The organism is Xanthobacter sp. 91 (assembly GCF_000702385.1).
GTDB lineage: Bacteria > Pseudomonadota > Alphaproteobacteria > Rhizobiales > Xanthobacteraceae > Xanthobacter > Xanthobacter aminoxidans.
Window position 1 is genome coordinate 4,742,847 of the sequence record NZ_JNIB01000001.1, and the last position, 25,940, is coordinate 4,768,786.

Below are 25,940 nucleotides of genomic sequence, written 5' to 3' on the forward strand. Positions count from 1 at the left end.
CCGCTCCCGCCCAGCTTCACGAGTGCGTGATGGCGCACCCCGCCGACGCCTTACGCGACTGCGGCGATCGGGCTGCCCTCCGGCGCATCGGCGGCATTCTCGCCACGGCCCGGCGGCACCTCCTCGGTGACGGTCTCCGGCACCGGATCGGCTTCCACCTGCCGATGGACCAGGCTGTGGATGAAGCCGACCTTCTCGATGACGCCCGGGCCGAGGATGAACGGATAGGCATCGGACATGCCGAGGCAGCGGTTGAGATTGTTGAGCGCGAAGGAGATGGGCAGCCAGGAATCCACCATCTGCTGGATGGCGCAGGCGCGGTAGGGGTTGAAATCCACCTCCGCCCCCAGCTCGCCGGTCCGGTCGAGCCGCGGCTGCACGCGCATGCCGAAGGCGCCCGCCATCTCCAGCGTATCCACGATGTGGATGTAGTGCTTGAACGTCTCGGCGAAGTCCTCCCACGGGTGGGCGGTGGCGTAGGCCGAGACATAGTTCATCTGCCAGTCGGGCTTGGGACCGTTGGCGTAATAGGCCTGCAGCGCCTCGCCATAATCCACCGTCTCGTCGCCGAAGAGGGCGCGGAAGGCCTGGAGGCGACCCGCGTCGCGCACCAGCCGATTCCAGTAATAATGCCCCGTCTCGTGGCGGAAATGGCCGAGCAGGGTACGGTAAAGCTCGCCAAGCTCGCCCTTGCGATGCTCGCGCTCGGCGTCGTCCGCCTCCGCGAGGGCGATGGTGATGAGGCCCTCGTCGTGGCCGGTCATGATTTTCGGGGCCGAGCCGTCCGGATCGTCGGCGAGGAAGTCGAAGCAGAGGCCGCCCTCGCGGTCCTCGTTGTTCTCCAGCGGCAGGTTGAGGCGCAGGAGGGAATAGATGAGCCGGTGCTTTGCCACCTCCACCTTGCGCCACTTGCGCAGGTTTTCGGGCACCGTGAGGTCCGGCACCGTGCGGTTGTGGCGGCAGGCGAGGCAGAATTCGCCTTCCTCCTCCGCCGGCATCAGCCAGTTGCAGGCATCGAACGCCGCATTGGCGCAGAAGCGATAGCGCTGCTCGCCGCCGCGACCGATGGCGCGCCACACGCTGCTCTCGGCATCCCCTTCGCGCTCCAGCGGCACGAGGGCGTTGGCTTGCGGGATGTAGCCGAGATCGTGGCCGCACTTCTCGCAGCGGCGGTTTTCGAAATACAGGAGCTGATCGCAGGCGGCACAGCGAAACAGGCGCATGATGGGTCTCCCCCCAAGCCAGCGGCCGTCCTTGTACGACGCCCGCCCGGGTGGCTCTTGAACCCGAGAAGCGCCGCGCGGTTCCCCGTTCACCGCTGGCTCAGGCAAGAAAGTGAGCCTTTCCCCGGCTCAAGTCCATTTCGCGCCTGCGAAACGCGCTCCGGGCGGGGATGACGGGTCGTCCGCCGCGCGGCATGATCCCCTCATGAGCAGCCGCAAAGACCCCACCGCCCTCTTCACCATCGGCTACGAGCAATCGACTCCCTCCGCTTTCCAGTCGGCGCTGGATGAGGCGAAGGTGGGCCTGCTGGTGGACGTGCGCGCCGTCGCGGCGTCACGCCGGCCGGGTTTCTCCAAGACGGCGCTGGCGGCGGGCATTGCCGAGCATGGCGTCGCCTATGTCCACCTCAGGACGCTGGGCACGCCCAAGGAGGGGCGGCTCGCGGCACGCAGCGGCGACCATGACGCGCTGATGCGCATCTATGACGCCCACCTCGCCACCGATCCCGCCAAGGCGGCGCTGGAGGAATTGGCCGAGCTGGCGCAGGGCCGGCGCATCTGCCTCATGTGCTTCGAGCGCCATGTGGAGGGGTGCCACCGGCTGCGGCTCGCGCAATTCCTGTGCGAGCGGCTGGACATCGGCGTCACGCACCTTCAGCCGGCGCCGTTCTGAGCTGCCGCTCACCTTTGGCGGCGGCCTCGCGCGCCTCGGCGAGGAGGCGCGGCGTGTCCACGTCGAGGAAGGCGCCCTCCTCCGCCGCGACAGGCACTTCCGCCACCAGCTCGGCATTGGCGGCGAGAATGGCGCGGGCACCCACATCCCCCTCCAGCGCCGCCAGTTCGGCGAAGAAGCGGCGCGACCACAACACCGGATGCCCCCGCTGCCCGCCCTCCACCGGAGCCGCGATGAGCCGGCCGGACGCAGGCGCATAGGCCGCCATCAGGCGATCCAGCAGACCGGGCGCAAGGAGCGGCATGTCGCCGAGCACCACCAGCGCGCCGGCCGCCGTCTCCGGCACCGCGGCAATGCCGGCGCGCAACGAGGAGGCCATGCCTGTCGCGTGATCGGGATTGTGGACGAAGAGCACGTCCAGCCCCGCCAGCGCCGCCTCCACGCGGCCGCGCTCGTGTCCGGTCACGACGATGACCGGACGCGCGCGAGACGCCAGCGCCGCTTCCGCCACGCGGCGGATCACCGGCTGGCCGCCCACCTCCGCGAGCAACTTATTGATGCCTTCCCCCATTCGCGACGAGCGGCCGGCGGCGAGGATGACGGCGGCGAACCCGTCCTCCGCCTCGTCGCTCTCGGCTCGGGGATGGGGGCGGGCGGCGATGTCCTGCAACAGCCCGCCGGCGCCGAGCCGGGCGATGTCGCGGGCGCTCACCTCCAACCCGGCGAGGAGGCGATGGAGGATGAAGTCGAAGCCGTTCTCCTTCGGGCTGCGCGCGCAACCCGGCGCGCCCAGCACCGGCACGGCGCCGAGCCGCCCCAGCATGAGGAGGTTGCCGGGGTCCACCGGCATGCCCAGGCGCTGGACCTCGCCCCCAGCCGCCACGAGCCCGGCGGGGATCACGTCGTTGCGGTCGGCGATGGCCGAGGCGCCGAAGACGATGACCAGTTCCGCACCGGCCGCCACCGCGTCCGTGAGCGCGACGGCGAGCGGCGCGGCCTCGTGCGGCAGGGTGCGGTGGGCGATCACCTCGGCCCCGGCGATCGCGAGGCGGGCGCGGGTGACGGCCAGCGTCTTCGCCACCACTTTGTCGGCGAGGCCCGGCAGCAGGGTGGAAAGCACCGCCACGCGCTTCAGGCGGAACGGCGCAATGGCGATCACGCCCTGCGCCGCCGCGGCGGCTGCCTCCACGAGCGCACCCGGAACGGCATAGGGGATGATCTTCACCGTCCCCACCATGTCGCCGGCCGCCACCGCGCTGAAGTCGCGCAGGGTGGCGAGGGTGATGGCTTCGTCCACCGCGTTGAAAGCGTCCAGCGCGGCATCCGAAATCCGCAGGACGCCGGAGGTGGCGGCATAGAGATTGGCGCGGCCGGTGAAGGCCGTGTCGGGCCGCACGTTGGCGCCAGCCGCCGCATCGGCGAGGCGACGCGCGGCGGCATCCTCGGCCACATCCCCCGGCTCCATGCGGGCGGCGACCACCTCGGCGATGCCTGCCGCCGCGAGACGGGCGATGTCGGCCGCCGTCAGGCGCGTGCCCTTCTTGATGGTGCCGCCCGGCAGCCGCACGGAATGGGCGGCGACGGCGCCTTCGGCCTCGGCGAGCGGCAGGGGGCCAAATCTCACGCCGCCGCTCCCGCCGTGGCGCTGGCGCCGGTGCGCAGGGCGCGGATCACCTCGGCCAGCACCGCGACCGCAATCTCCGCCGGGCTGGAGGCGCCGATATCCATGCCGATGGGGGCGTGGATTCGGCTGATGGCCTGCTGGGACAGCCCCGCCGCCGCGAGCCGTTCCACGCGCTTAGCATGGGTACGCCGCGAACCGAGCGCGCCCACATAGAAGCACTCGGCCCGAAGGGCGGCGGCGATGGCCGGCTCGTCGATCTTGGGATCGTGGGTGAGCGCCACCAAAGCGGTGAAGGGATCGAGCCCGTAGGCCGGCAGCGTCTCCTCCGGCCAATCGGCGATCACCGGCACATCCGGGAAGCGCTCGGGGGTGGCGAAGGCGGTGCGCGGATCGAGGATGGTCAGGTCGAAGCCGGCGAGCCGCGCCATGGGCGCCAGCGCCTGCGAGATGTGGACGGCGCCGATCACCAGCATGCGCGGCGGCGGCACATCTACCGCGAGGAAGACGCTGCCCTCCCCGGCCTTCCCGCTACGGCGTGCCGTCAGCGCCGCCGCGATCTCCGGCGCCAGCGGGTCGGAGGCGAGGGTCGCGGCAGTGGCGAGCCTTTGGGCGCCGGTGGCAAGCTCGGTCACGACGACCGCCGCGCGGCGGGCGGCGCGCTCCGCATTCAGGGCCGCGAGCAGGTCGAGACGCATGGTGGTCCTCCCTCAGGGAGCATCCGGATCATCTTCCCCACTGAATATAACGCTTGGCGGCCTGCGTCACCGCCCGGTGTGCTCAGTCCACCGGCTCCACATAGACGGCGATTTTGCCGCCGCAGGAGAGGCCGACCTTCCAGGCGGTCTCGTCGGCGACGCCGAACTCCAGAGTGCGGGGCCTGCCTGCCGCGATCACCTCCGCCGCCTCGCTCACCACCGCGCCTTCCACGCAGCCGCCGGACACCGAGCCGAGGAAATTGCCCTCCGCATCGATGACAAGGCGGCTGCCCACCGGGCGCGGTGCCGAGCCCCAGGTTTCCAGCACGGTGGCGATGGCCACCCCCCGGCCCTCGCGGCGCCAGCGCTCGGCGGCGGCGAGAACATCGCTGTCGGTCACGTCCATGGGCGGCTCCCGTATCGATTTGGCATCCCGGCAGGCTTCCCATATAGCTGTCCGCCGAGCCGATGCCGAACCCTCTCAACAAACTTGTGTCCTTGGCCGCCAGCGATCAAGGGACGCTGCGCACCGCCGACGACCTGATCGGCGCCGGCCTCGCCGCGCCGGACGCGCGCGCCGGGCTGGAACAGGTGGCCGCCCGCTATGCCGTGGCGGTGACGCCTACGCTGGCCGCCGCCATCGACACGACGGACGCCGCCGACCCTATCGCCCGCCAGTTCGTGCCCGATGTGGCCGAGCTGGAGGTGCGTCCGCAGGAACTGGCCGACCCCATCGGCGACGACGCCCATAGCCCCGTGCCGGGCGTGGTGCATCGCTATCCCGACCGGGCATTGCTGAAGATCGTCGGCGTCTGTGCCGTCTATTGCCGCTTCTGCTTCCGCCGCGAGATGGTGGGGCCGGGCGCGGCCTCTCTCCTCTCCGACGATGCGCTGGAGCAGGCCTTCGCCTATTTCGCCGGGCATCCGGAGATCTGGGAGGTCATCCTCACCGGCGGCGACCCCTTCATGCTCTCGGCGCGGCGCATGGGCGAGGTGGTGGGGCGGCTTGCGGCCATCCCCCATGTGAAGATCGTGCGCCACCATACCCGCGTGCCCATCGCCGCGCCGGAACGGGTGACGCCGGCCTTCGTCTCCGCGCTCAAGGCGCCGGGCATCACGCCCTATGTGGCGGTGCATGTGAACCATGCGCGGGAGCTGACACCCGCCGCCCGCGCGGCTCTGGCGCGGCTCGCCGATGCCGGCATTCCCCTCTTGTCGCAGACGGTGCTGCTGCGGGGGGTGAACGACAGCGCGGAGACGCTGGCCGAGCTGTTCCGCGCCCTCGTGGAATGCCGGGTGAAGCCCTATTACCTGCACCATCCCGACCTCGCCCCCGGCACCGGCCATTTCCGCCTGCCCATCGCCGAAGGTCAGGCGCTGGTGCGGGCACTGCGCGGGCGCCTTTCCGGCATCGCCCAGCCGACCTACGTGCTCGATATCCCCGGCGGGGCCGGGAAAGTGCCGCTCACGCCGGGCCATCTGGCCGCGACCGAGGGCGGCTATCAGGTGAGCGACAATTGCGGCGGCCTGCACGCCTATGCTGATGAGGGAACAAATGGCTGAGCTTCGTCGCATCACCCAGCCGGGGCCGGTCGCCCCCCAGCGCATAGAGAGCGCGGTGGGTGCGCTGAAGGTGCTCGACTTCACGCTTGAGCCCGGCCTCACCATCAACGCCGCCATCTGCGGGCCGCTGCTGGAAGCGGGCATGGGCGCGGCGCAGGTGGAGATTTCCGGCGGCGCCTTCGGCCCCTTCACCTATGTGATGCCCGCCGCCTCGCCCGACGACACCCACGCCGCCTGGTACAGCCGCGCCTTCTCGCCCGAGGGCGTGACCAAGCTGGAGCGCGGCAACGTCACCTTCGGCCGGAAGGAGGGCGCGCCCTTCATCCATTGCCATGCCTTCTGGATCGAGCCGGACGGCAGCCGCCACGGCGGCCATGTGATGCCCCACGAGGCAGTCGTCGCCGCGCCCATCCGCGCCCGCGCCTATGGTGCGGCCGAGGTGGAGACATCAGCCGATTACGACCCCGAGACCAACTTCCCCCTCTTCACCCCCCACGCGGTGAATGCGCCGGCCGATGGCCCCCGCATCGCCTTCGCGCGGGTGCGGCCCAACACCGAGCTGTTCGGCGCGGTGGAAGACATCTGCCGCCGCCACGGCTTCAAGGGCGGGCGGCTGCGCGGCGGGGTGGGCAGCATCATCGGCGCGCGCTTCCATGATGCGCCGGAGGTGGAGGACTATGCCACCGAGGTCTTCGTGACCAACGGCGTGATCGCCCCCGATGCGACGGGCGCGCTGGTCGCCGACATCTCCCTCTCCCTCGTCGGCCTTTCCGGCGTGCTCGCCGAGGGGCGGCTGGTGCGGGGGGAGAACCCTGTTCTCATCACCTTCGAGCTGGCGGTGGAAGAGACCGCCGGCTGAGCGGGCCGGACAGGGCCGCCACAAGGCTTTCCAGGCTTTTGAGATCGTGGACGGGACGCATCTCGTCCACCTGCGGCAGCATGGCGGCGACGCCCTGCGCCTTCGGCTCGAACCCTTCGTAGCGCAGCAGCGGATTGAGCCAGACGAGCCGGCGGCAGGAGCGCTTGAGGCGCGCCATCTCGCCGGGCAGCGTATCGTCCACCTCCCGCTCCAGCCCGTCGGTGAACAGCAGAACGACAGGGTTCTGCGCCGTCACCCGGCGCGACCACTCCACATTGAACGCGCGCAGGGAGGCGGCGATGCGGGTGCCCCCCGCCCAGTCGCGCGCCGAGGCGGAAACCGCCGCCAGCGCCGCATCGGGATCGCGCCGCGCCAGCTGCCGGGTGACATTGGTGAGGCGCGTGCCGAACAGGAAGACGGAGACCTTCCGTCGCCCGCCGAGCGCGTGAAGGAAAGACAGGATGTGCCGGGAATAGTCGGCCATGGAGCCCGAGATATCCACCAGCGCCACCACCGGGGGCGGCTTCTCCTTCGGGCCGCGATGCTTCAGCAGCACGAGATCACCGCCCGTCGCCACGGCCGCGCGCAGGGAGGCGCGCAGATCGAGCCGGCGGCCCTTGGGATCGGGGATGAGGCGGCGGGTGCGGGCATAGTCGTCCGGCATCCGCAATTGCGCGATGCGGCGGCGCGCCTCGGCGAGTTCGGCGGCAGACATCTGGGCGAAATCCTTGGTGCGCAGCACGTCCTCGACGGAGGCGGAGAGGCGCGCCTCCACCTCCACGCGGGGCTTTTCCACCTGCCGCTCGGTGCCGACTCCGGCGAACAGCGCCTCCTCCACCCGCCGGAGCACGCTCTCGCGCTTCTGCTCGCGCTGCGGCACGGCCACCGGCGAGAGCATGGCGATGAGCCGCTCCTGATGCGCCCGGTGGCGCCAGAACAGGCGGAAGGCCTGATCGAACACCACGCTGTCCTCGTGGCGCGACACGAAGAGGGCGTGGAGTGTCCAGTAGAAATCCTCGCGGGCGCCGACGCCCGCCATCTCCACCGCCGCCACCGCATCAAGGATGCGGCCCGGCCCCACCTTCAAGCCGGCGGCGCGCAAAGCGCGGCCGAACCAGGCGATGTTCTCGGCGAGCCGCCCGTCTTCGGCGGCGGTCGCGCTCGCGGTGTTCACTCCGCCGCGCGCGAGGCCTGCCGCGCCTCCTCGATGAGGCGCTCGATGCGGGGCGCGTCGGTGCGGGCGATGTCGTCCTGATATTTGAGCAGCACGCCCAGCGTGTCGCCCACGAGGCCCGGATCGAGCGAAACCGCGTTCAGCTCCACCAGCGCGGACGCCCAGTCCAGCGTCTCGGCGACGCCGGGCACCTTGAACAGGTCTTCCTTGCGCAGCGCCTGCACGAAGGCCACCACCTCGGCCGAGAGCCGCGCGGGCGCGTCCGGCAGGCGGGTGCGCAGGATCGCCATCTCACGAGTAGCGTCGGGATAGTCCACCCAGTGATAGAGGCAGCGCCGCTTGAGGGCGTCGTGGATTTCCCGCGTGCGGTTGGAGGTGAGCAGCACGATGGGCGGCGCGGCGGCCTTGATGGTGCCCAGCTCCGGGATCGTCACCTGATGGTCGGAGAGCACTTCCAGCAGGAAGGCCTCGAAGGCTTCATCCGTGCGGTCCAGCTCGTCCACCAGCAGAACGGGCGGGCCTTCCGTGTGCGGCTCCAGCGCCTCCAGAAGGGGGCGGCGCAGCAGATAGCGGTCGGAGAAGATGTCGGCGGCGATGGCGCCCTTGTCGCTCTCCCCGGCCGCTTCCGCGAGGCGGATGGCGATCATCTGGGCGGCGTGGTTCCACTCATAGACGGCAGCGGCGAGGTCCAGCCCTTCATAGCATTGCAGGCGGATCAGCCGGCGCCCGAGGGCCGCGGCCAGCGCCTTCGCCACCTCGGTCTTGCCGACGCCGGCCTCACCCTCCAGCAGCAGCGGGCGGCCCATGCGCAGCGCGAGGAAGACGACGGTGGACAGCGCCCGGTCGGCCACATAGCCCTGCCCGGCCAGCAGCCGGCCGGTGTCATCGATGGAGCCGGGCAAGGCGCCCCGTGTCGCGTCTGCGGTCATGGGGCGAGTAGAGCATGGGGCGGGAAACCGGCCAAGCGGGGGTAAGCCCCACTCTCTGTCAGGCCGGATGGGCTGGCGCCGGCAGCGCCGGCAGCCCGTCGAGCAGCGCCTCAAGCTCGATCGGGCGGGAGAACAGGAAGCCCTGCGCGAAGCGGATGCCGCAATTGCGGACGCGTTCAAGCTGACGCTCGGTCTCGATGCCTTCGGCGATGATGAGGACGCCGAGGTCGCGCAGCAGCGGCACCATGGCCTCCAGCATGTGCGGCTCGGTCCACGCCTCCTCGCGCAGGAAGGAGCGATCGATCTTGACGAAATCGACCTCGATCATGCCGAGCAAAGCGAGATTGGAGAAGCCGACGCCGAAATCATCGACCGCGATCTGCGCGCCGCGATGGCGCAGGCTGCGCAGCACCTCGCCGAGGGCCGGCGCGTCGTAATCGAGCGCCTGGCGCTCGGTCAGCTCGAACACCACCTGGCAGAGCGCCAGCGGGCGCGTGCCGAAGGCCTCGTCCGCCATCTGCACGAGGCGCGTGTCGCTGAACTGGACGGGCGGCACGTTCACGGCGAGCGAGAAATCGGGAACCTTCTGCGACATATGGGAGAGATCCCGCGCCGCCTGCAGCAACACCCACCGCGTGGTGTCATGGATGAGGGGGCTGGTCTCGATCCAGGGGATGAAAGAGTTCGGCATCAGCACGCCGTGGCGGGCATGCCGCCAGCGCAACAGCGCTTCAGCTCCCACCCAGTTGCGCGACGCCACATCCACCAAAGGCAGGTAGGCGAGGAAGAAGTCCCCGCGCCGCAGGGCATTGCGCACCTGCCCCTCCACCGAAAGACGCCGCCGCACCAGCGACATGGGTCCGAACCACAGTGCGATCCCCAACCCCGAGATCAGGCTGAGCTGTAGCGGCACGGTGGCCAGCCACTGGTGGACCAGGCTGGATTCCGGCACGTTGATGACAACCACCACCGGCCACTTGTGTGATTGAGCCTTGAGCTCCACGGGCGAGACGAACATGGACAGGACACCGGCAACGGTCGCGTCGCCCGTGTCCTGCGGCGTCGCTGGCATGGACCGGCCCAACTGGACGGAGAGCAGGCGATGGCGGACGCCCTCGTCCGCCTCCGGCGGGACCACCGCTTCAAGGAGGCAGGCCCCGTTGAGATCGAGCAGCAGCCTGCGACCGTCACCGAGATCCAGAGGTATCTGCACCGGGTCCCGATCCGACATTCCGGCGCACAACTCGTCCAGGGAAACCGCCGACCGCACCGTACAGGCGTCGCCCTGCCGCCCCTGGAACTCAACATTCAGCAGGGGCGCCGTGCCCAATTGCTGCCTTAGGCCGCGAACACCTTCCGGGCTGCACAGATCTTTGGAGTGGCCGGCGGCATCACGCACCAGACCCGCAAGGCGGTCGAGGTTGCGGTCGGTCCATTGGGCGAGGTTGAGAGCCTGCGTGTGGTAGCGCTGGACGACCCCCGATCTCATCCTCTGGAAGTCGAGCATGAGATAGACGGCCGCGACGAGGCAGACAGTCGCGACGAACACGACAGGCACCATCATCTCGAGATGTTTCGGCCAGAGGCGCCGGCGCCAAGACTGCACGTCCCCCATCCCGCATCACCACCCCTAGTGGAACTTGTTTCTCCAAACCAAGGCCACGTTGTAATTGATCCGGGATGTACCAGAACACCTGAAACTACGCTAATCCTTTCCGTGCGGAAAGATCTGCGAGCTTCTTCAACACGGTGAGGGTGCCCTTCAGCCGGTGCTCGGCGTTCGGCCAGTCGCGCAGGAACACGACCTTGAAGTCGGGGCGCACCTTGGCCTGCGAGCCCTCGTTGGCGATGAGCTTCACGAGGCCCGAGGGGTCCGAGAACTCGTTGCTGCGGAAGGTGAGCACCACGCCCTTGGGGCCGGCGTCCACCTTCTCCACATTGGCCTTGCGGGCCAGCGCCTTGATCTGGGTGAGCTTCAGGAGCTGGCCCACCTCCTCCGGCGTGGGGCCGAAGCGATCCACCAGTTCGGCGCCGAAGGAGTCGATCTCGGCATCGTCCTGGATATCGGCGAGGCGACGGTAGAGGGCGAGGCGGACGTGGAGGTCGGCCACGTAATCCTCGGGGATCAGCACCGGCATGCCGATGGTGATGTTGGGCGACCACTTGTCGTCCACATAGTCGGTGATGCCGGCCTTGATGTGGGCGATCGCCTCCTGGAGCATCTCCTGGTACAGCTCGTAGCCCACTTCCTTGATGTGGCCGGACTGCTCGTCGCCCAAGAGGTTGCCGGCGCCGCGGATGTCGAGGTCGTGGCTCGCCAGCTGGAAGCCGGCGCCCAGCGTCTCCAGGGATTGCAGCACCTTCAGCCGGCGTTCCGCCTGCACCGTCACGGGCTTGGTGGCCGGCACGGTGAAGATGGCATAGGCGCGCGCCTTGGCCCGGCCGACGCGGCCGCGCAGCTGGTAGAGCTGGGCGAGGCCGAACATGTCCGCCCGGTGGACGATGAGCGTGTTGGCGTTGGGGACGTCGAGGCCGGACTCCACGATGGTGGTGGAGAGCAGCACGTCATACTGCCCATCGTAGAAGGCGGTCATGATGTCTTCGAGCGCGCCGGCGGCGAGCTGGCCGTGGGCCACCGCCACCTTCACCTCGGGCACCGAGGCGGCCAGAAACTCCCGCACCTCGGCGAGGTCCTCGATGCGCGGCACCACATAGAAGCTCTGGCCGCCGCGATAGCGCTCGCGCAGCAGCGCCTCGCGCACCACCAGCGGATCGAACGGCGTGATGAAGGTGCGCACCGCGAGGCGGTCCACCGGCGGGGTGGCGATGATGGAGAGTTCGCGCACCCCGGTCATGGCCAGTTGCAGGGTGCGGGGAATGGGCGTGGCGGTCAGCGTCAGCACATGCACCTCGGCGCGCAGCTGCTTCAGCCGCTCCTTGTGGGCGACGCCGAAATGCTGCTCCTCGTCCACGATGACGAGGCCGAGATCCTTGAAGGCGATGCCCTTGCCCAGCAGCGCGTGGGTGCCGACCACGATATCCAGCGTGCCGTCGGCAATGCCCTTCTTGACAGCGGTGAGGTCCTTGCCCGTCACCATGCGGGAGGCCTGCCCCACCTGAACCGGCAGGCCCTTGAAGCGGTCGGAGAAGGTCTTGAAATGCTGGCGGGCGAGGAGCGTGGTGGGCACCACCACCGCCACCTGCTTGCCGGAGAGCGCCACCGCGAAGGCAGCGCGCAAGGCCACTTCCGTCTTGCCGAAGCCCACGTCGCCGCAGATCAGCCGGTCCATGGGGTGGCCGGAGGCGAGGTCGTCCAGCACCGAGTCGATGGCGGCTTCCTGGTCGTCCGTCTCCTCGTAGGGGAAGCGGGCGCGGAATTCGTCGTAGAGGCCCATGGCCGGCACCAGCTTGGGTGCCTCGCCGAGCTGGCGCTGGGCGGCGATCTTGATGAGTTCGGACGCCATCTCGCGGATGCGCTTCTTCATCCGCGCCTTGCGCTGCTGCCAGGCGCCGCCGCCCAGCTTGTCCAGCTGGGCTTCCGTCTCCTCCGAGCCGTAGCGGCTCAGGAGTTCGAGATTCTCCACCGGCAGGAACAGCTTGTCGCCGCCCGCATAGTGCAGCTCCAGGCAGTCATGGGGCGCGCCCATGGCCTCGACGGTCTTCAGGCCGATGAAGCGGCCGATGCCGTGGTCCACATGCACCACGAGGTCGCCGGCGGTGAGCGCGGTCAGCTCCGTGAGCACATCCTGCGGGCGGCGCGCCTTGCGCTTGGGGCGCACGAGGCGATCGCCGAGGATGTCCTGCTCGCCGATGACGGCGAAGTCCGGCGTCTCGAAGCCAGCTTCCACGCCGAACACGGCGAGCGCCGCCTGGTTCTTCGGCAGGGCGGCGAGGCTGTCGAAGCGGGAGATGGCGGCGCAGCCCTTCAGGCCATGGTCGGCGAGCACCGTGCCGAGGCGCTCGCGCGAGCCTTCCGACCAGCCGGCGAGGATGACCTTCTTGGACTTCTGCATGTCCCTGACATGGGCGATGGCGGCGTCGAAGACGTTGGCGTCCTGGTCCGCCCGCTCGGCCGCGAAGGAGCGGCCCTGCACACCGCCGAGATCGATGACCTTGCCCGCCCCGCCTTCCGGCACGGCGAACGGCGAGAGGCGCGCGAGGCGCATGCCGGCGAGGGCCTTGGACCATTCCGGGCCTTGCAGATAGAGCCGGTCCGGCGGCAGCGGATTGTAGATCGGTCCGCCGCTGAGGTCCTGCGCCTGCCGGCGGGCGTCGTAATAGTCGGCGATCTGGGCGATGCGCTCGCCGCCAGCTTCCTCGGCCAGCGGATCGAGCAGCAAAGTGCCGCCTTCGAGATAGTCGAACAGCGTGTCCATGCGCTCATGGAACAGCGGCAGCCAGTGCTCCATGCCGGCGTGGCGGCGGCCCTCGCTCACGGCCTCATAGAGGGTGTCGCCTTTCTGGGCAGCGCCGAACTGGGCGATGTAGGCCATGCGGAAGCGGCGCATGGTGTCGGTGGTCAGCTGGAACTCGGCCATGGGCACCAGCTCCAGCGATCTGAGCTGGGAGGTGGTGCGCTGGGTCTCGGGATCGAAGGCGCGGATGCTCTCCAGCGTGTCGCCGAAGAAATCGAGCCGGATGGGCGCGTCGAGTCCGGGCGGGAACAGGTCGATGAGGCCGCCGCGCACCGCATATTCGCCGGTGTCGCGCACGGTGGGGGTGCGCAGGAAGCCGTTCTGCTCGGCCCATTCGGTGATGCCGTCCAGCGCGATGGCGTTGCCCGGCGCCGCCACCAGCGACTGCGACGCCACCAGCCCCTTGGCCGGCACGCGCTGCACCGTGGCGTTGACGGTGGTGAGGAGCACGCTGGCCGCCCCGCCCTTGATGCGGGCGAGCTTCGCCAGCGCCGCCATGCGCCGCGCCACGATGGAGGCGTTGGGCGAGGCCCGGTCATAGGGCAGGCAATCCCACGAGGGGAAGGAGATCACCTCCAGCTCGGGGGCGAAGAAGGCGAGGCCCCGTTCGAGCGCCGCCATGCGCTGGCCGTCGCGGCAGACCACCGTCAGGCTCGGCCAGGGTGCATTCTTGCCCGCCGCGATGGAGCGCGCGAGGTCCGCGACCACCATGCCCTCCATGCCGTCGGCGACGCGCGAGAGGGTCAGCGGCCGGCCTTCGGCCAGCACGTCGGCGATGGGCAGGGGACGCTTCAAGACAGGAACTCCGGAAGGACGGCGGGGGCGGAAGATCAGCCCGGCAAGATCAGCCCAGCAAGATCAGCCCGGCAGCCCGCGGCCCGAGAAATGGAAGGCGCAGATCTTGCGGAACAGCTCGGTGTCGAATTCCGGCGGGATCGGCTCGGTGCCGCTCACCCAGCCGAAGACCTTCTGGTCCTCGGGCTCCAGCAGTTCCTCGAAATCAGCGAGTTCCGCGTCCGACAGCGCGGTGATCTCGGCATCGGCGAAGCCGCCGAGAATGAGGTCCATCTCGCGCATCCCGCGATGGCGGGCCCGGAACAGGACGCGGCGGCGCCGCTCGTCGAGGCCGTCGCTAGACCTGATGATGCCGGACATGAGGGGACCTCCAAAGCAAGGCGACGGCCGGGCCCTGCGGCCCGTCCGACACCGGCATATAGGGGCTTGTCCCCCGTCTTGGCCAGTGGGGACGGGGGATGGCGGCTGGTCGCGGCTGGATTCGCGACACTGGCCAAGCCCCTCTCCCCTCGAAGTCGGCTGTTGCCGACTTCGACCTTCGCGAGCCGCACTCGGCAAAAGCCCAGTGCGGGCGGGAGAGGGGAAATCAGCCCACCGCCCGGGCGATGGCGAGGAAATCGGCCGCCTTGAGGCTGGCGCCGCCCACCAGCGCGCCGTCCACATCGGCGGTGGCGAGCAGGGCCGCGGCGTTGTCCGGCTTGACCGAGCCGCCGTAGAGGATGCGGATGCCGTTCGCCTCGGCGCCGAAGCGCTCGCCGAGAATGTGGCGGATGGCGCCATGCACCTCGGCCACATCGTCGGTGGTGGGGGTGCGGCCGGTGCCGATGGCCCAGATGGGCTCGTACGCGACAACAAGGTTCGCCGCCGTCGCCCCGTCCGGTACCGACTGGCGCACCTGACGCGTCACCACGGCGGCGGCTTCCCCGGCATCACGCTCCACCAGCGTCTCGCCCACGCAGACGACCGGGAGCAGCCCGGCCCGCCATGCCGCCTTGACCTTGGCCTTGACGATGGCATCGCCCTCCTGGTGGTCGATGCGGCGCTCGGAATGGCCGAGAATCACCGCCACCGCGCCCGCGTCGCGCAGCATCTCGGCGGAGATGTCGCCGGTATGGGCGCCGCTCTCGGCCGGGTGGCAATCCTGCCCGCCGATCATCAGCTGGGTGCCCGCGACGTCGGCGGCGAAGGCGCCGATGAGGGTGAAGGGCGGGCAGATCATGGTTTCCGCCGAAAGACCGGCAAGGCCGGCCGCCACGGTCCGCAACTCGGACTTGGCCGCCCGCAGGCCGTTCATCTTCCAGTTGCCTGCGATCAGGGGGCGGCGTTCGGCCGTCATAGCGGTTCCTCCGGGTTTTGCAGCAGTAGCAAGGCTCACGTAGGGGCCTCACGTACCAGAGCGGCGCGCCCGCTGGAAAGGGGTGCGACCATGCGCCGTTGCGAGGCCCCCTCCCCCTCCCTATGATGCGCCGCTTCCGCGCCGGGGCCCCCGGCGCTCTTCGAACGAATGAACGATGGTCCTTCAGACACTCCGCAAGGGCGCCTCCGGCTGGATCGCCAAGATTTTCCTCGTCGTGCTCACCCTCAGCTTCGTGGTCTGGGGCATCGCCGACGTGTTCCGCGGCATGGGCGCGTCATCTGTCGCGAGCGTCGGCGGCACCGAGATTTCGGCGCAGGTGTTCCGCCAGCAGTATCTCGACCAGCTCCAGCGGATCAGCCGGCAGGCCGGCCGTGCCATCACGCCCGAGCAGGCGCGCGCCTTCGGGCTCGACCGGCAGGTGCTGAATCAGATGATCGCCGACGCGACGCTGGACGCCGAGGCCGCCCGCCTCTCGCTCGCCGTGTCCGACGCGCAGATCGCCCGCGAGATCGCGGAAAACCCGAACTTCCGCGCCCCCGGCGCCAAGGCGTTCGACCCTGGCTATTTCCAGCAGATTCTGCGCTCCAACGGCCTGACGGAGCAGCGCTTCGTCGCCAGCGAGAAGCAGCGCCAGGTGCGTGACCAGCTCCTGCAGTCGCTCGGCGCCGGCGTCTCGGTACCGCAGGTGCTGCTGGAGGCGGTCAACCGCTTCGAGGGTGAGACCCGCACCGCCTCCTATATCCGCGTGACCCCGGCCGCCGCCGGCACCCTGCCCGCGCCCACCGAGGAGGCGCTGCGCGCCTATTTCGATGCGCACAAGCTGGCGTTCCGCGCCCCCGAATACCGCAAGATCAGCGTGCTCGCGCTGACGCCCGCGACCCTTTCCGCCGCCATCACCGTGACCGACGCGGACGCCAAGGCCGACTACGACCGCACCATCGCCCGCTTCGGCAAGCCGGAGACGCGCGAAGTACAGCAGATCGTCTTCACCAGCGCCGCCGATGCGGCGGCCGCGGAAGAGAAGATCAAGGCCGGCGCGACCTTCGCCGACATCGCCACGGCGCGCGGTCTGACGCCGAAGGACACCGACCTCGGCCTCGTCGCCAAGTCCGCCATCCTCGATCCGAAGATCGCCGATGCCGCCTTCTCCCTCGCGGACGGCGCGGTGAGCGGCCCGGTGGAAGGGCGCTTCGGCACGGCGCTGGTGCATGTCACCAAGATCGTGCCGGGCGCCTACCAGCCGTTCGAGCTGGTGAAGCCGCAGATCGTCTCCGAGCTGCAGCTGGACAAGGCCAAGCGCATCATCCTCGACATGCACGACAAGGTGGAGGACGAGCGCGCCTCCGGCGCCACCCTCCAGGAAGCCGCGCAGAAGCTGGGCCTCAAGGTCCAGAGCTTCGACGTGGACCGTTCCGGCCACGACACGGCGGGCGCTTCGGTGGACGTGCCCGGCGGAGCGGACGTGATCTCCGGCGCCTTCGCCGCCCAGCCGGGCGTCGAGACCGACACGGTGCAGCTGCCCCAGGGCGGCGGCTTCGTGTGGTACGAGACCGCCGCCATCACCCCCGCCCGCGACCGCACCTTCGAGGAGGCCAAGGACGCCGTGACTGCCCGCTACACCGAGGCGGAGACGGAAAAGGCGGTGGAAGCCAAGGCCAAGGAGCTGATGGACAAGGCGAAGGCCGGAACGCCCCTCGCCCAGGTCTCCGCCGAGGCGGACATTCCGCTCCAGATCGCCGAGGGCCTGCACCGCGGCCGCGCGGAAGGCCCGTTCAGCGCCGAGAGCGTCACCTCCGTGTTCGACGTGAAGGAGGGCGGCTTCGGCATCGCCCTCGGCGCGCCCGAGCCGGACCGCATCGTGTTCCAGGTGACGAAGGTGGAGGTGCCGCAGCAGATGCCCGACACCAGCCGCGTCAGCCAGGAGCTGTCGCGCCAGCTGGAGAATGACGTGCTGGTCCAATACCTCGCCGCCATCCAGAAGGAGCTGGGCGTGAAGATCAACGAGCGCCTGTTCGCCCAGGCGGTCGGCACCAACCCGGCGAACTGAAGGCCGGCGCCCGTGAACGCACCCACCGACTTCGACCTCTTCGCCTCGCGCTACCTCAGGGGCGAGGCACAGGTGGTCTCGACCACCCTCGTCGCCGATCTTGAGACGCCGGTCTCGGCCTTCCTCAAGCTCGCCGGCGACCAGCCCAACGCCTTCCTGCTCGAATCCGTCGAGGGCGGGCAGGCGCGCGGGCGCTATTCCATGATTGGGATGAAGCCCGACCTCATCTTCCGCGCCTCCGGCGATGTCGCCGAGATCAACCGGACGCCGGATGCCGACAAGACCGCCTTCGTGCCCTGCGCCGAGCCGCCGCTGAAGGCCCTGCGCACCCTTCTGGCCGAATCCGCCATCGAGCTGCCGGAGGGCGCCCCGCCCATGGCGGCGGGCGTGTTCGGCTATCTCGGCTACGACATGGTGCGGCAGATGGAGAAGCTTGGCCCGGCCAAGCCCGATCCCATCGGCGTGCCAGAGGCGCTGCTCATCCGCCCCACCATCATGGTGGTGTTCGACGCGGTGAAGGACGAGCTGACCGCCGTCACCCCCGTGCGGGCGAAGGAGGGCGTCACGCCTCGGGCCGCCTGGGAGGCGGCGATCGAGCGCCTTGACCAGGTGGTGGCGGACCTCGACCGCGCCATCGCCCACCCGGCGCCCGATCCGTTCCACGGCGAGGTCTCGCAGGCCTCCAACACCAGCGCAGCGGACTTTTGCGCCATGGTGGAGAAGGCGAAGGACTACATCCGCGCCGGCGACATCTTCCAGGTGGTGCTCTCCCAGCGCTTCGAGAGCGCGTTCACCCTGCCGCCCTTCGCCCTCTACCGGGCGCTCAGGCGGGTGAACCCGGCGCCGTTCCTCGTCTATCTCAACTTCGACGGCTTCTCGGTGGTGTGCTCCTCGCCGGAAATCCTCGTGCGGGTGCGCGACGGCAAGGTCACGATCCGCCCCATCGCCGGCACCCGCAAGCGCGGCGCCACCCATGCCGAGGACGAGGCGCTGGCGCAGGAGCTGCTCGCCGATCCCAAGGAGCGCGCCGAGCATCTGATGCTGCTCGACCTCGGCCGCAACGATGCCGGCCGCGTCTCGCGCGTCGGCACGGTGAAGGTGACGGACTCGTTCTTCATCGAGCGCTACAGCCAGGTCATGCACATCGTCTCCAACGTGGAAGGCGCCATCGACCGGCGCTTCGACGCGGTGGACGCTCTGGCGGCGGGCTTTCCGGCCGGCACGGTGTCCGGCGCGCCCAAGGTGCGGGCCATGGAGATCATCGACGAGCTGGAGAAGGACAAGCGCGGCATCTATGCCGGCGCCATCGGCTATTTCGGCGCCAATGGCGAGATGGACACCTGCATCGTCCTGCGCACGGCGGTGGTGAAGGACGGGCGCATGTTCGTCCAGGCCGGCGCTGGCATCGTCTACGACTCGGTGCCCGAGAGCGAGCACCAGGAGTGCGTGAACAAGGCCAAGGCCCTGTTCCGCGCCGGCGAGGAAGCCGTCCGCTTCGCCGCCCGCGCCGGGAAGGGACAGTGAGGGGATGGGGGCCGCCGTCCGTTCCTGAATGTCCCGATCAAGTTGACACGATTTGGTAGGCTGGCTGCCGGCTGGTGCCTACGCTGTCTCCCAATGCGATTTTGATAGAATACATGAGAATGTACAAAAATTTCCGGCAACACTTAGGCCTCTACATCATGAAATTATAACTCAGAGGACTAACGTAATGAGCACATCTGAGACAGTAACGTTCGAATTGGGATCCTGTCCATGTGGCTCTGGAAAGGTTATAGAGAGCATTACAACGCAGGACAATCCTTGGAGCGGAGCCGACATAACTCATTACATTGAATGCAGTGTATGTATATCAAGATGGCGCATTTCGTATGGTTTTCTTGTTGATATTAAAACAGAAAATGATTCTCGCCGCGCGATGGAATATGAGAACCTGAAATTGAATGAGTTAAAGGCCATCTGCGCACCTCTCGTTGATGCATATTTTTCGAATTTTGCCGCAAGAAGCAAAAAGGCCGAATATGAAGAAATGATGAGATTGAAAATATACACTGGTAGTTATCGAAACTATTTAGACGATAAGAGCCGAAATCGCTCATGGGCGGATATTGCCTATGCGCTTCGTAACGAGAATTGGGTAGAGCGATTGGCAGACTGCGATGGTCTCGGTGCGGCCTTTCGACAGGCGAGGAAAGCCCTCCAAGACGCTAGGGACGCCGCTAACGTCGCCGGAAGGGCCGTCGTCAGACTCCCTCTCCCAAAGCAGACATACTCGTAACGCCTTCCTTAATTCGCCGGACACGATCGTGACAGAGTTCCTAGCTCCCCTTTGGCCGCAGCTTGCCGTAAGATGACAACTTCTCGGCCTTCCGGCAGCGATTGCGCGCGCCCTGCTCGCGGTGTGGTGCCATTCGCGATCTGTCGCGCCGGAAGGCGTTGCTTGACCCCAAGGCTGCTGCGGGTCTTTAACCTGAGGCAATTCCCTCAGAATGCGGCACGGGGCTAGGATTGAGATGACACGTCGCGAGCGATGGTGAAGCGGGAGCAGCCTCGCGCCCCGGACGCATGCAGCGTCAGCGGAATGCGAGCCGGAGCCCAGCGCAAGGAGGCCGCCGCAGGCGCTTCCTGATCCAGCGCTCTCCGGCATCGCCCGCTTCGCGGTTGTCCCTGCGCTGGACCCCGGATCGGCGCTCCAGCTCCGCTGGAGCTTGTCCGGGGAACCGCTTCGCGGCGCATCACCATTGACCGCCCGTCATTCCTCGCCTTAACACCCGCCATTCCCGCACAGCGCGGCGCGGGGCCGGAGTTCCAGATGTCCGCCACACAGGTTTCGGCCAATCCCTCCCCGAAGGTCACGCTGATCGATAATTACGACAGCTTCACCTACAACCTCGTCCATTATCTCGGCGAGCTCGGCGCCACCGTGACCGTCCACCGCAATGACAAGGTCAGCGTGGAAGAGGTGCTGGCCGAGAAGCCCGACGCCATCGTGCTGTCCCCCGGCCCCTGTACGCCCAACGAGGCCGGCATCTGCCTCGATCTCATCGCCAAGGCGGGGGACAAGGTGCCGCTGTTCGGCGTCTGCCTCGGCCATCAGGCCATCGGGCAGGTGTTCGGCGGCGACGTGGTGCGCGCGCCCTCCCCCATGCACGGCAAGATGAGCGAGATCCTGCACGAGGGCAAAAGCGTCTTCCGCGGCCTCAACCATTCCTTCCAGGCGACGCGCTATCATTCCCTGATCGTCGAGCGGGACACCCTGCCGGACGCGCTGGAGGTGACGGCCCACACCGAAGACGGCCTCATCATGGGCCTTGCCCACAAGAGCCTGCCCATCCACGGCGTGCAGTTTCACCCCGAGAGCATCGCCTCGGAGAACGGGCACGCGCTGATCCGCAATTTTCTCGAGATCGCCGCCGCCTTCAACGCTGAGAAGGCCAAGGGCTGAGACGGGGGCGAGGACACACCATGGACCAGTTCAAACCCCTGCTCGGCAAGGTGGCCACCGGCGCGAGCCTCAGCCGCGACGAAGCCGCCTTCGTGTTCGACCGCATGATGTCCGGCGAGGCGACGCCCTCCCAGATGGGCGCGCTGCTCATGGGCCTGCGCGTGCGCGGCGAGACGGTGGAGGAGATCGCCGGCGCGGTCTCCGTCATGCGCGCCAAGATGCTCACCGTGGACGCCCCGGATGAGGCGGTGGACGTGGTGGGCACCGGCGGCGATGCCTCCGGCTCCTACAACATTTCCACCTGCGCCAGCTTCATCGTCGCCGGCGCCGGCGTGCCGGTGGCGAAGCACGGCAACCGGGCGCTTTCCTCCAAGTCCGGCGCGGCGGATGTGCTCGCGGCGCTGGGCGTGCGGCTCGATCTTGATCCCGCCGGCATCTCCCGCTGCATCGGCGAGGCCGGCATCGGCTTCATGTTCGCCCCCTCCCACCATCCCGCCATGAAGCATGTGGGCCCGACACGGGTGGAGATGGGCACGCGCACCATCTTCAACCTGCTCGGCCCGCTCTCCAATCCGGCCGGCGTGAAGCGGCAGATGGTGGGCGTGTTCGCGAAATCCTGGATCGTGCCGCTGGCCGAGGTGCTGAAGGCGCTGGGCTCGGAGAAGGCGTTCGTGGTCCACGGCTCGGACGGGCTGGACGAGATCACCATCTCCGGCGGCACCGACATCGCCGTGCTGGAAGACGGCCGCATCCACACCTTCACCCTCAACCCGGAGGATGTGGGCCTCGCCCGCGCCCCGGCCGAGGCGCTGAAGGGGGGCGATGCCGCCCAGAATGCCGAAGCCCTGCGCGCCGTGCTGGACGGCGCCCCCGGCGCCTATCGCGACGTGGCGGTGCTGAACGCCGCCGCCGCCCTCGTGGTGGCCGGCCGCGCCAAGGACCTGACCGCCGGCGTCGGCATGGCGCAGACCAGCCTCGACACCGGCTCCGCCCGCGCGCGGCTTGAACGGCTCGTCACCCTTTCCGCCTCACTCGCCCCGGAGGCCGCGCAATGAGCGACATTCTCACCAAGATCGAGGCCTACAAGCGCGAGGAAATCGCCGCCGCCAAGAAGGCCCGGCCGCTCAACGAAATCGAGGCCGCCGCCCGCTGCGCGCCCCGCGTGCGTCCCTTCGCCGGGGCCATCGAGCAGAGCCTGTCCGAAGGCCGCACCGCGCTCATCGCCGAGATCAAGAAGGCGAGCCCCTCCAAGGGCCTGATCCGCGCGGATTTCGACCCGCCCTCCCTCGCCCGCGCCTACCAGCGCGGCGGCGCCACCTGCCTCTCGGTGCTCACGGACACGCCCTCCTTCCAGGGCGCGCCGGACTATCTGAAGGCCGCCCGCACGGCAGTGAGCCTGCCCGTGCTGCGCAAGGATTTCATGTACGACACCTATCAGGTGGCGGAGGCCCGCGCCTGGGGTGCGGACTGCATCCTGATCATCATGGCCGGGGTGGACGACGCCCTCGCCCGCGACCTCGCGGACGCGGCGGCGGCCCACGGCATGGATGCCATCGTGGAGGTGCATGACGACGCCGAGCTGGACCGCGCGCTGGCGCTGCCCTGCCGGCTCATCGGCATCAACAACCGCAACTTGCGGACCTTCGAGACCACGCTGGAAACCTGCGAGCGCCTCGCCCCGCGCGTGCCGAAGGACCGCATCGTCATCGGCGAGAGCGGCATCTTCACCCCGCAGGATGTGGCCCGGCTGGCGCAGGTGGGCATCGGCACCATCCTCGTGGGCGAGAGCCTGATGCGGCAGAAGGATGTCGCGTCCGCCACGTGCCAGCTGTTGGCCACATAGGCCTCGCCACCTCGGCTTGCCGTATACGTGAAGTTACTCTTTAATACGTGAGGCGGTCCGCAAGAGGCCGCACGCAAGGGAGGAGCTTCATGAAGACGTTTGCGATTGCCGGCCTTGCCGCCCTTCTCGCCACGCCTGTTTTCGCCGCGGACCCGACCGGCCTGTGGCAGACCCCCACCCGCAGCGGGCAGGTGGAAATCTCCAAGTGCGGCGCGGGCCTGTGCGGCCGCCTCGTTTCCTCCGAGGGTCTGAAGGCCGATCCGGCGCTGAAGGATGTGAACAATTCCAACGCCTCGCTGCGCGGCCGGGCGCTGAAGGGCCTCACCATCCTCACCGGCTTCTCCGGCGGCCCGCAGGAATGGAGCGGCGGCAGCATCTACAATGCCGAGGACGGCAAGACCTATTCCGGCACCATCACCATGGATGGCGACAACACGCTGAAGCTGCGCGGCTGCGTGGTCGTCCCGCTCTGCAAGACGCAGGTGTGGACCCGCCTGCGCTGACCTGAACCCAAGCCGGCAACACTGCCTTTCCGCCGCATTGCTCCTGCGGCGGTGGACAGGCGCCGCCGCGGACGCCATCTTCCCCCCGACATCGAATCCGGGAAGACCGCGACGGCCATGGCCAGCCTCACCCATCTCGACGAACAGGGCGCCGCCCGCATGGTGGACGTGTCCGACAAGGACGCGACCACCCGCGAGGCGCTGGCCGAGGGGCAGGTGGTGATGGCGCGCGAGACGCTGGATCTCATCCTCTCCGGCAACGCCAAGAAGGGCGACGTGCTGGGCGTGGCGCGCATCGCCGGCATCATGGCCGCCAAGCGCACCCATGAGCTGATTCCCCTCTGCCATCCGCTGATGCTGACCAAGGTGGAGGTGGAGGTTGCCCCCGATCCTGCATTGCCCGGCCTTCATGTGACGGCCCGCGCCAAGGTGACGGGCCAGACCGGGGTGGAGATGGAGGCGCTCACCGCCGTCTCCGTGTCCTGCCTCACCATCTACGACATGGCCAAGGCCGCCGACCGTGGCATGCGCATTGAAGGCATTCGCCTGCTGGAGAAATCCGGCGGCCGCAGCGGCCACTTCCGCGCCACCGACGCGGCCTGAGCCGGCCCGCCACCATGACAAGACCTGCGTTCAGGCAGAGTGAGGGAGCCGCGCCATGGCGCTCATGACCGTCGAGGAGGCCACCGCGCTCATCACGTCCGGCGTGTCTGCGCTCGGTGTGGAGGATGTGCCGGTGCAGGCCGCGGCCGGCCGCGTGCTGGCGCGCGATCTGGCGGCCCGCCGCACCCAGCCGCCCGCCGACATGTCGGCCATGGACGGCTATGCCGTGCGCGGCGCCGATATCGCGCAGACGCCTGCCCGCCTCGCCGTCATCGGCGAATCCGCCGCCGGGCGGCCCTTCGCTGGCACCGTGGGCGCCGGGCAGGCCGTGCGCATCTTCACCGGCGCCGTGGTGCCGGAAGGCACCGACACGGTGGTGATTCAGGAGAACGTCTCCCGCGAGGGCGACACCATCACCACCACGGCCCCGACCGCTGCGCTCCGCAACGTGCGCAAGCGCGGCTGCGATTTTTCCGCCGACGCGCCCGGCCTCTTCGCGGGCCGGCGGCTGACCGGCCGCGACATCATGCTGGCCGCCGCCATGGACCATGCGACCGTGCCGGTCGCCCGCCGCCCGCGCGTCGCGCTGCTTCAGACCGGCGACGAGCTGGTGCTGCCGGGCCAGGGCACCGGCAACGACAGCGAAATCGTCGTCTCCAACGCCTTCGGCCTCGCGGAACTGGCCCGCCGCGCCGGCGCCGATGTGACCGACCTCGGCCTCATCAAGGACGACCTCGCCGCCATCCGCGCCGTGGTGGCGCGGGCGCTCTCCGGCGAGTTCGATCTCGTCGTCTCCTCCGGTGGCGCTTCGGTGGGCGATCATGACCTCATGGCCCCGGCGCTGAAGGCGGAAGGGGTCGATCTCTCGGTCCACAAGATCGCGCTCAGGCCCGGCAAGCCGCTGATGTTCGGCCATCGCGGCACCGTGCGGGTGCTGGGGCTGCCAGGCAACCCGGTGTCGTCCCACGTCTGCGGGATGGTCTACCTCGTCCCCCTCATCCGCGCCCTGCAGGGCGATTCCCGCCCCGGCCCCGAGACGGTGCCGGCGCGCCTCGCGGCGGACCTGCCGCCCAATGACGTGCGGCGCGATTTCATGCGCGCGACCCTCGAGCGCCGGGCGGATGGCTCGATCCACGCCATCCCCTGCACCTCGCAGGACAGCGCCATGCTGAGCATTCTTTCCGCCGCCGACTGCCTTCTGGTGCGCCCGCCTTTCGCCCCGGCGGGCCGCGTCGGAGACCCCTGCGAGATTATTCCCTTCGCGGATTGAGCCCTTAACGGAGCCTTCACCACTTGCGGAACACAAAAGGAACAGATAAAGACTGTTCATGATTTGTTTCGCGGCGCACCGGGCGGGATGCGCCTTGAATCGGGACCGGCCGAGAGCGCCTGTTCCGCGGCGGTGCGTGCAAGGAACGGGGCCAGGGAATGCTCACTCGGAAGCAATATGACCTTCTGCGCTTCATCCATGAGCGGCTGAAGGAGACCGGTGTTCCCCCCTCCTTCGACGAGATGAAGGAAGCGCTGGACTTGCGCTCCAAGTCCGGTATCCACCGCCTCATCACCGCTCTGGAAGAGCGCGGCTTCATCCGCCGCCTGCCCAATCGCGCCCGCGCGCTGGAGGTGGTCCGCCTGCCCGACAGCGTGGCGCCGGGCCTCGCCTCCGCCCGGTCCGCAGGGCGGGGTTTCTCGCCCTCGGTCATCGAGGGCAGCCTCGGCAAGGTCCGCCCCGTGGCGGAGGATGACGAGGCGGGACAGGTGGTCTCGGTGCCGGTCATGGGCCGCATCGCCGCCGGCTCGCCCATCTCCGCCATTCAGAGCCGCAGCCATACGCTGAACATCCCGCCCGAAATGCTGGGCTCCGGCGAGCATTTCGCCCTTGAGGTGCGCGGCGACAGCATGATCGAGGCCGGCATCCTCGACGGCGACACGGTGCTGATCCGCAAGTGCGATTCCGCCGACACCGGCGACATCATCGTCGCGCTGGTGGACGACGAGGAAGCCACCCTCAAGCGCCTGCGCAAGAAGGGGGCGTCCATCGCGCTGGAGGCCGCCAATCCGGCCTACGAGACCCGGATCTTCGGTCCCGACCGCGTGCGCATCCAGGGCCGCCTGATCGGCCTCATGCGCCGCTACTGATCCTTATTTCTCCCGCGGGAGATCCGGAACGGGGTGAGGGGCGCGGTGGTCCA

General features: G+C 68.9%; 22 protein-coding genes. 12 read left to right on the top strand and 10 right to left on the bottom strand.

The features are described from left to right. Positions 1-50: 50 nt before the first annotated feature. Positions 51-1,223 carry a putative zinc-binding peptidase gene (locus A37E_RS0122150; protein ID WP_029558613.1) on the bottom strand — a complete coding sequence of 391 codons (1,173 nt, stop codon included), beginning with the start codon at positions 1,221-1,223 and terminating at the stop codon, positions 51-53. Between the two features lie 205 nt (positions 1,224-1,428). Between A37E_RS0122150 and A37E_RS0122155 the strand changes: the two genes are divergently transcribed. Beyond that, on the top strand, positions 1,429-1,896 hold the full coding sequence (locus A37E_RS0122155) for a DUF488 domain-containing protein (protein ID WP_029558614.1): 468 nt from the start codon (positions 1,429-1,431) through the stop codon (positions 1,894-1,896). On the opposite strand, the gene A37E_RS0122160 is transcribed toward A37E_RS0122155, so the two are convergent. From A37E_RS0122160 to A37E_RS0122170, 3 genes are all read right to left on the bottom strand, one after another. Next, positions 1,868-3,520: a molybdopterin-binding/glycosyltransferase family 2 protein gene (locus tag A37E_RS0122160; RefSeq protein WP_038193542.1), complete on the bottom strand. Its 1,653-nt coding sequence runs from the start codon at positions 3,518-3,520 to the stop codon at positions 1,868-1,870. The genes A37E_RS0122155 and A37E_RS0122160 overlap by 29 nt on opposite strands. Further along, positions 3,517-4,215 carry an XdhC family protein gene (locus tag A37E_RS0122165; protein ID WP_029558616.1) on the bottom strand — a complete coding sequence of 233 codons (699 nt, stop codon included), beginning with the start codon at positions 4,213-4,215 and terminating at the stop codon, positions 3,517-3,519. The genes A37E_RS0122160 and A37E_RS0122165 overlap by 4 nt, the downstream gene beginning before the upstream one ends. 82 nt (positions 4,216-4,297) lie before the next feature. After that, positions 4,298-4,621 (bottom strand): XdhC family protein, encoded by a 324-nt coding sequence (locus A37E_RS0122170; RefSeq protein WP_029558617.1) that lies wholly within the window; start codon positions 4,619-4,621, stop codon positions 4,298-4,300. Between the two features lie 62 nt (positions 4,622-4,683). Between A37E_RS0122170 and A37E_RS0122175 the strand changes: the two genes are divergently transcribed. Together A37E_RS0122175 and A37E_RS0122180 are read left to right on the top strand one after the other, a co-directional pair. Then, a complete protein-coding gene (locus A37E_RS0122175) occupies positions 4,684-5,778 on the top strand; it encodes a lysine-2,3-aminomutase-like protein (RefSeq protein WP_051679257.1) in 1,095 nt (364 codons plus the stop codon). Next, a complete protein-coding gene (locus A37E_RS0122180; RefSeq protein WP_051679258.1) occupies positions 5,771-6,637 on the top strand; it encodes a DUF296 domain-containing protein in 867 nt (288 codons plus the stop codon). Before A37E_RS0122175 ends, A37E_RS0122180 begins: the two co-directional genes overlap by 8 nt. Here the strand turns inward: A37E_RS0122180 and A37E_RS0122185 are convergent. The 6 genes from A37E_RS0122185 to tpiA all read right to left on the bottom strand — a co-directional run bounded on the left by A37E_RS0122185 (position 6,600) and on the right by tpiA (position 15,286). Next, positions 6,600-7,811 carry a VWA domain-containing protein gene (locus A37E_RS0122185; RefSeq protein ID WP_029558620.1) on the bottom strand — a complete coding sequence of 404 codons (1,212 nt, stop codon included), beginning with the start codon at positions 7,809-7,811 and terminating at the stop codon, positions 6,600-6,602. The two genes, A37E_RS0122180 and A37E_RS0122185, sit on opposite strands and share 38 nt — an antisense overlap. Then, complete coding sequence (locus A37E_RS0122190; RefSeq protein WP_029558621.1) at positions 7,808-8,740, bottom strand: MoxR family ATPase; 933 nt, start codon at positions 8,738-8,740, stop codon at positions 7,808-7,810. The genes A37E_RS0122185 and A37E_RS0122190 overlap by 4 nt, the downstream gene beginning before the upstream one ends. A gap of 58 nt (positions 8,741-8,798) precedes the next feature. Next, entirely contained in the window at positions 8,799-10,304 is a 1,506-nt protein-coding gene (locus tag A37E_RS0122195; protein WP_038193544.1) for an EAL domain-containing protein, read from the bottom strand. A 136-nt stretch (positions 10,305-10,440) separates the two neighbouring features. Beyond that, entirely contained in the window at positions 10,441-13,950 is a 3,510-nt protein-coding gene (gene mfd, locus A37E_RS0122200; protein ID WP_029558623.1) for a transcription-repair coupling factor, read from the bottom strand. A 63-nt stretch (positions 13,951-14,013) separates the two neighbouring features. Further along, complete coding sequence (locus A37E_RS0122205; protein WP_029558624.1) at positions 14,014-14,310, bottom strand: succinate dehydrogenase assembly factor 2; 297 nt, start codon at positions 14,308-14,310, stop codon at positions 14,014-14,016. 226 nt (positions 14,311-14,536) lie between these two features. Next, on the bottom strand, positions 14,537-15,286 hold the full coding sequence (gene tpiA / locus A37E_RS0122210; protein WP_029558625.1) for a triose-phosphate isomerase: 750 nt from the start codon (positions 15,284-15,286) through the stop codon (positions 14,537-14,539). A 175-nt stretch (positions 15,287-15,461) separates the two neighbouring features. Between tpiA and A37E_RS0122215 the strand changes: the two genes are divergently transcribed. The 9 genes from A37E_RS0122215 (at position 15,462) to lexA (ending at position 25,887) form a co-directional block, all read left to right on the top strand. Further along, positions 15,462-17,354: a peptidylprolyl isomerase gene (locus A37E_RS0122215; RefSeq protein ID WP_029558626.1), complete on the top strand. Its 1,893-nt coding sequence runs from the start codon at positions 15,462-15,464 to the stop codon at positions 17,352-17,354. A 12-nt stretch (positions 17,355-17,366) separates the two neighbouring features. Next, complete coding sequence (trpE, locus tag A37E_RS0122220; protein ID WP_029558627.1) at positions 17,367-18,878, top strand: anthranilate synthase component I; 1,512 nt, start codon at positions 17,367-17,369, stop codon at positions 18,876-18,878. Positions 18,879-20,166: 1,288 nt separating this feature from the next. Next, complete coding sequence (locus A37E_RS0122225; RefSeq protein ID WP_051679259.1) at positions 20,167-20,799, top strand: aminodeoxychorismate/anthranilate synthase component II; 633 nt, start codon at positions 20,167-20,169, stop codon at positions 20,797-20,799. Between the two features lie 20 nt (positions 20,800-20,819). Then, on the top strand, positions 20,820-21,854 hold the full coding sequence (trpD, locus tag A37E_RS0122230; RefSeq protein ID WP_029558629.1) for an anthranilate phosphoribosyltransferase: 1,035 nt from the start codon (positions 20,820-20,822) through the stop codon (positions 21,852-21,854). Further along, entirely contained in the window at positions 21,851-22,642 is a 792-nt protein-coding gene (trpC, locus tag A37E_RS0122235; RefSeq protein ID WP_029558630.1) for an indole-3-glycerol phosphate synthase TrpC, read from the top strand. The genes trpD and trpC overlap by 4 nt, the downstream gene beginning before the upstream one ends. An 89-nt stretch (positions 22,643-22,731) precedes the next feature. Further along, positions 22,732-23,145 (top strand): DUF2147 domain-containing protein, encoded by a 414-nt coding sequence (locus A37E_RS0122240; protein WP_029558631.1) that lies wholly within the window; start codon positions 22,732-22,734, stop codon positions 23,143-23,145. A 117-nt stretch (positions 23,146-23,262) separates the two neighbouring features. Beyond that, the gene (gene moaC, locus A37E_RS0122245; RefSeq protein WP_029558632.1) at positions 23,263-23,748 is read left to right on the top strand and encodes a cyclic pyranopterin monophosphate synthase MoaC; all 486 of its coding nucleotides are present in this window, start codon (positions 23,263-23,265) and stop codon (positions 23,746-23,748) included. Positions 23,749-23,803: 55 nt separating this feature from the next. Continuing rightward, positions 23,804-25,018 (top strand): gephyrin-like molybdotransferase Glp, encoded by a 1,215-nt coding sequence (gene glp, locus A37E_RS0122250; protein ID WP_029558633.1) that lies wholly within the window; start codon positions 23,804-23,806, stop codon positions 25,016-25,018. 158 nt (positions 25,019-25,176) lie between these two features. Beyond that, complete coding sequence (lexA, locus tag A37E_RS0122255) at positions 25,177-25,887, top strand: transcriptional repressor LexA (protein ID WP_024278908.1); 711 nt, start codon at positions 25,177-25,179, stop codon at positions 25,885-25,887. The last annotated feature ends 53 nt before the right edge of the window (positions 25,888-25,940 follow it).

Bases quoted from the DNA above. Each gene is read 5' to 3' on its own strand.
- A37E_RS0122150 (WP_029558613.1), bottom strand. From the start codon at position 1,223: ATGCGCCTGTTTCGCTGTGCCGCCTGCGATCAGCTCCTGTATTTCGAA.
- A37E_RS0122155 (WP_029558614.1), top strand. From the start codon at position 1,429: ATGAGCAGCCGCAAAGACCCCACCGCCCTCTTCACCATCGGCTACGAG.
- A37E_RS0122165 (WP_029558616.1), bottom strand. From the start codon at position 4,215: ATGCGTCTCGACCTGCTCGCGGCCCTGAATGCGGAGCGCGCCGCCCGC.
- A37E_RS0122170 (WP_029558617.1), bottom strand. From the start codon at position 4,621: ATGGACGTGACCGACAGCGATGTTCTCGCCGCCGCCGAGCGCTGGCGC.
- A37E_RS0122175 (WP_051679257.1), top strand. From the start codon at position 4,684: ATGCCGAACCCTCTCAACAAACTTGTGTCCTTGGCCGCCAGCGATCAA.
- A37E_RS0122180 (WP_051679258.1), top strand. From the start codon at position 5,771: ATGGCTGAGCTTCGTCGCATCACCCAGCCGGGGCCGGTCGCCCCCCAG.
- A37E_RS0122190 (WP_029558621.1), bottom strand. From the start codon at position 8,740: ATGACCGCAGACGCGACACGGGGCGCCTTGCCCGGCTCCATCGATGAC.
- A37E_RS0122195 (WP_038193544.1), bottom strand. From the start codon at position 10,304: ATGATGGTGCCTGTCGTGTTCGTCGCGACTGTCTGCCTCGTCGCGGCC.
- A37E_RS0122205 (WP_029558624.1), bottom strand. From the start codon at position 14,310: ATGTCCGGCATCATCAGGTCTAGCGACGGCCTCGACGAGCGGCGCCGC.
- tpiA (WP_029558625.1), bottom strand. From the start codon at position 15,286: ATGACGGCCGAACGCCGCCCCCTGATCGCAGGCAACTGGAAGATGAAC.
- A37E_RS0122215 (WP_029558626.1), top strand. From the start codon at position 15,462: ATGGTCCTTCAGACACTCCGCAAGGGCGCCTCCGGCTGGATCGCCAAG.
- A37E_RS0122225 (WP_051679259.1), top strand. From the start codon at position 20,167: ATGTCCGCCACACAGGTTTCGGCCAATCCCTCCCCGAAGGTCACGCTG.
- trpD (WP_029558629.1), top strand. From the start codon at position 20,820: ATGGACCAGTTCAAACCCCTGCTCGGCAAGGTGGCCACCGGCGCGAGC.
- trpC (WP_029558630.1), top strand. From the start codon at position 21,851: ATGAGCGACATTCTCACCAAGATCGAGGCCTACAAGCGCGAGGAAATC.
- A37E_RS0122240 (WP_029558631.1), top strand. From the start codon at position 22,732: ATGAAGACGTTTGCGATTGCCGGCCTTGCCGCCCTTCTCGCCACGCCT.
- moaC (WP_029558632.1), top strand. From the start codon at position 23,263: ATGGCCAGCCTCACCCATCTCGACGAACAGGGCGCCGCCCGCATGGTG.
- glp (WP_029558633.1), top strand. From the start codon at position 23,804: ATGGCGCTCATGACCGTCGAGGAGGCCACCGCGCTCATCACGTCCGGC.
- lexA (WP_024278908.1), top strand. From the start codon at position 25,177: ATGCTCACTCGGAAGCAATATGACCTTCTGCGCTTCATCCATGAGCGG.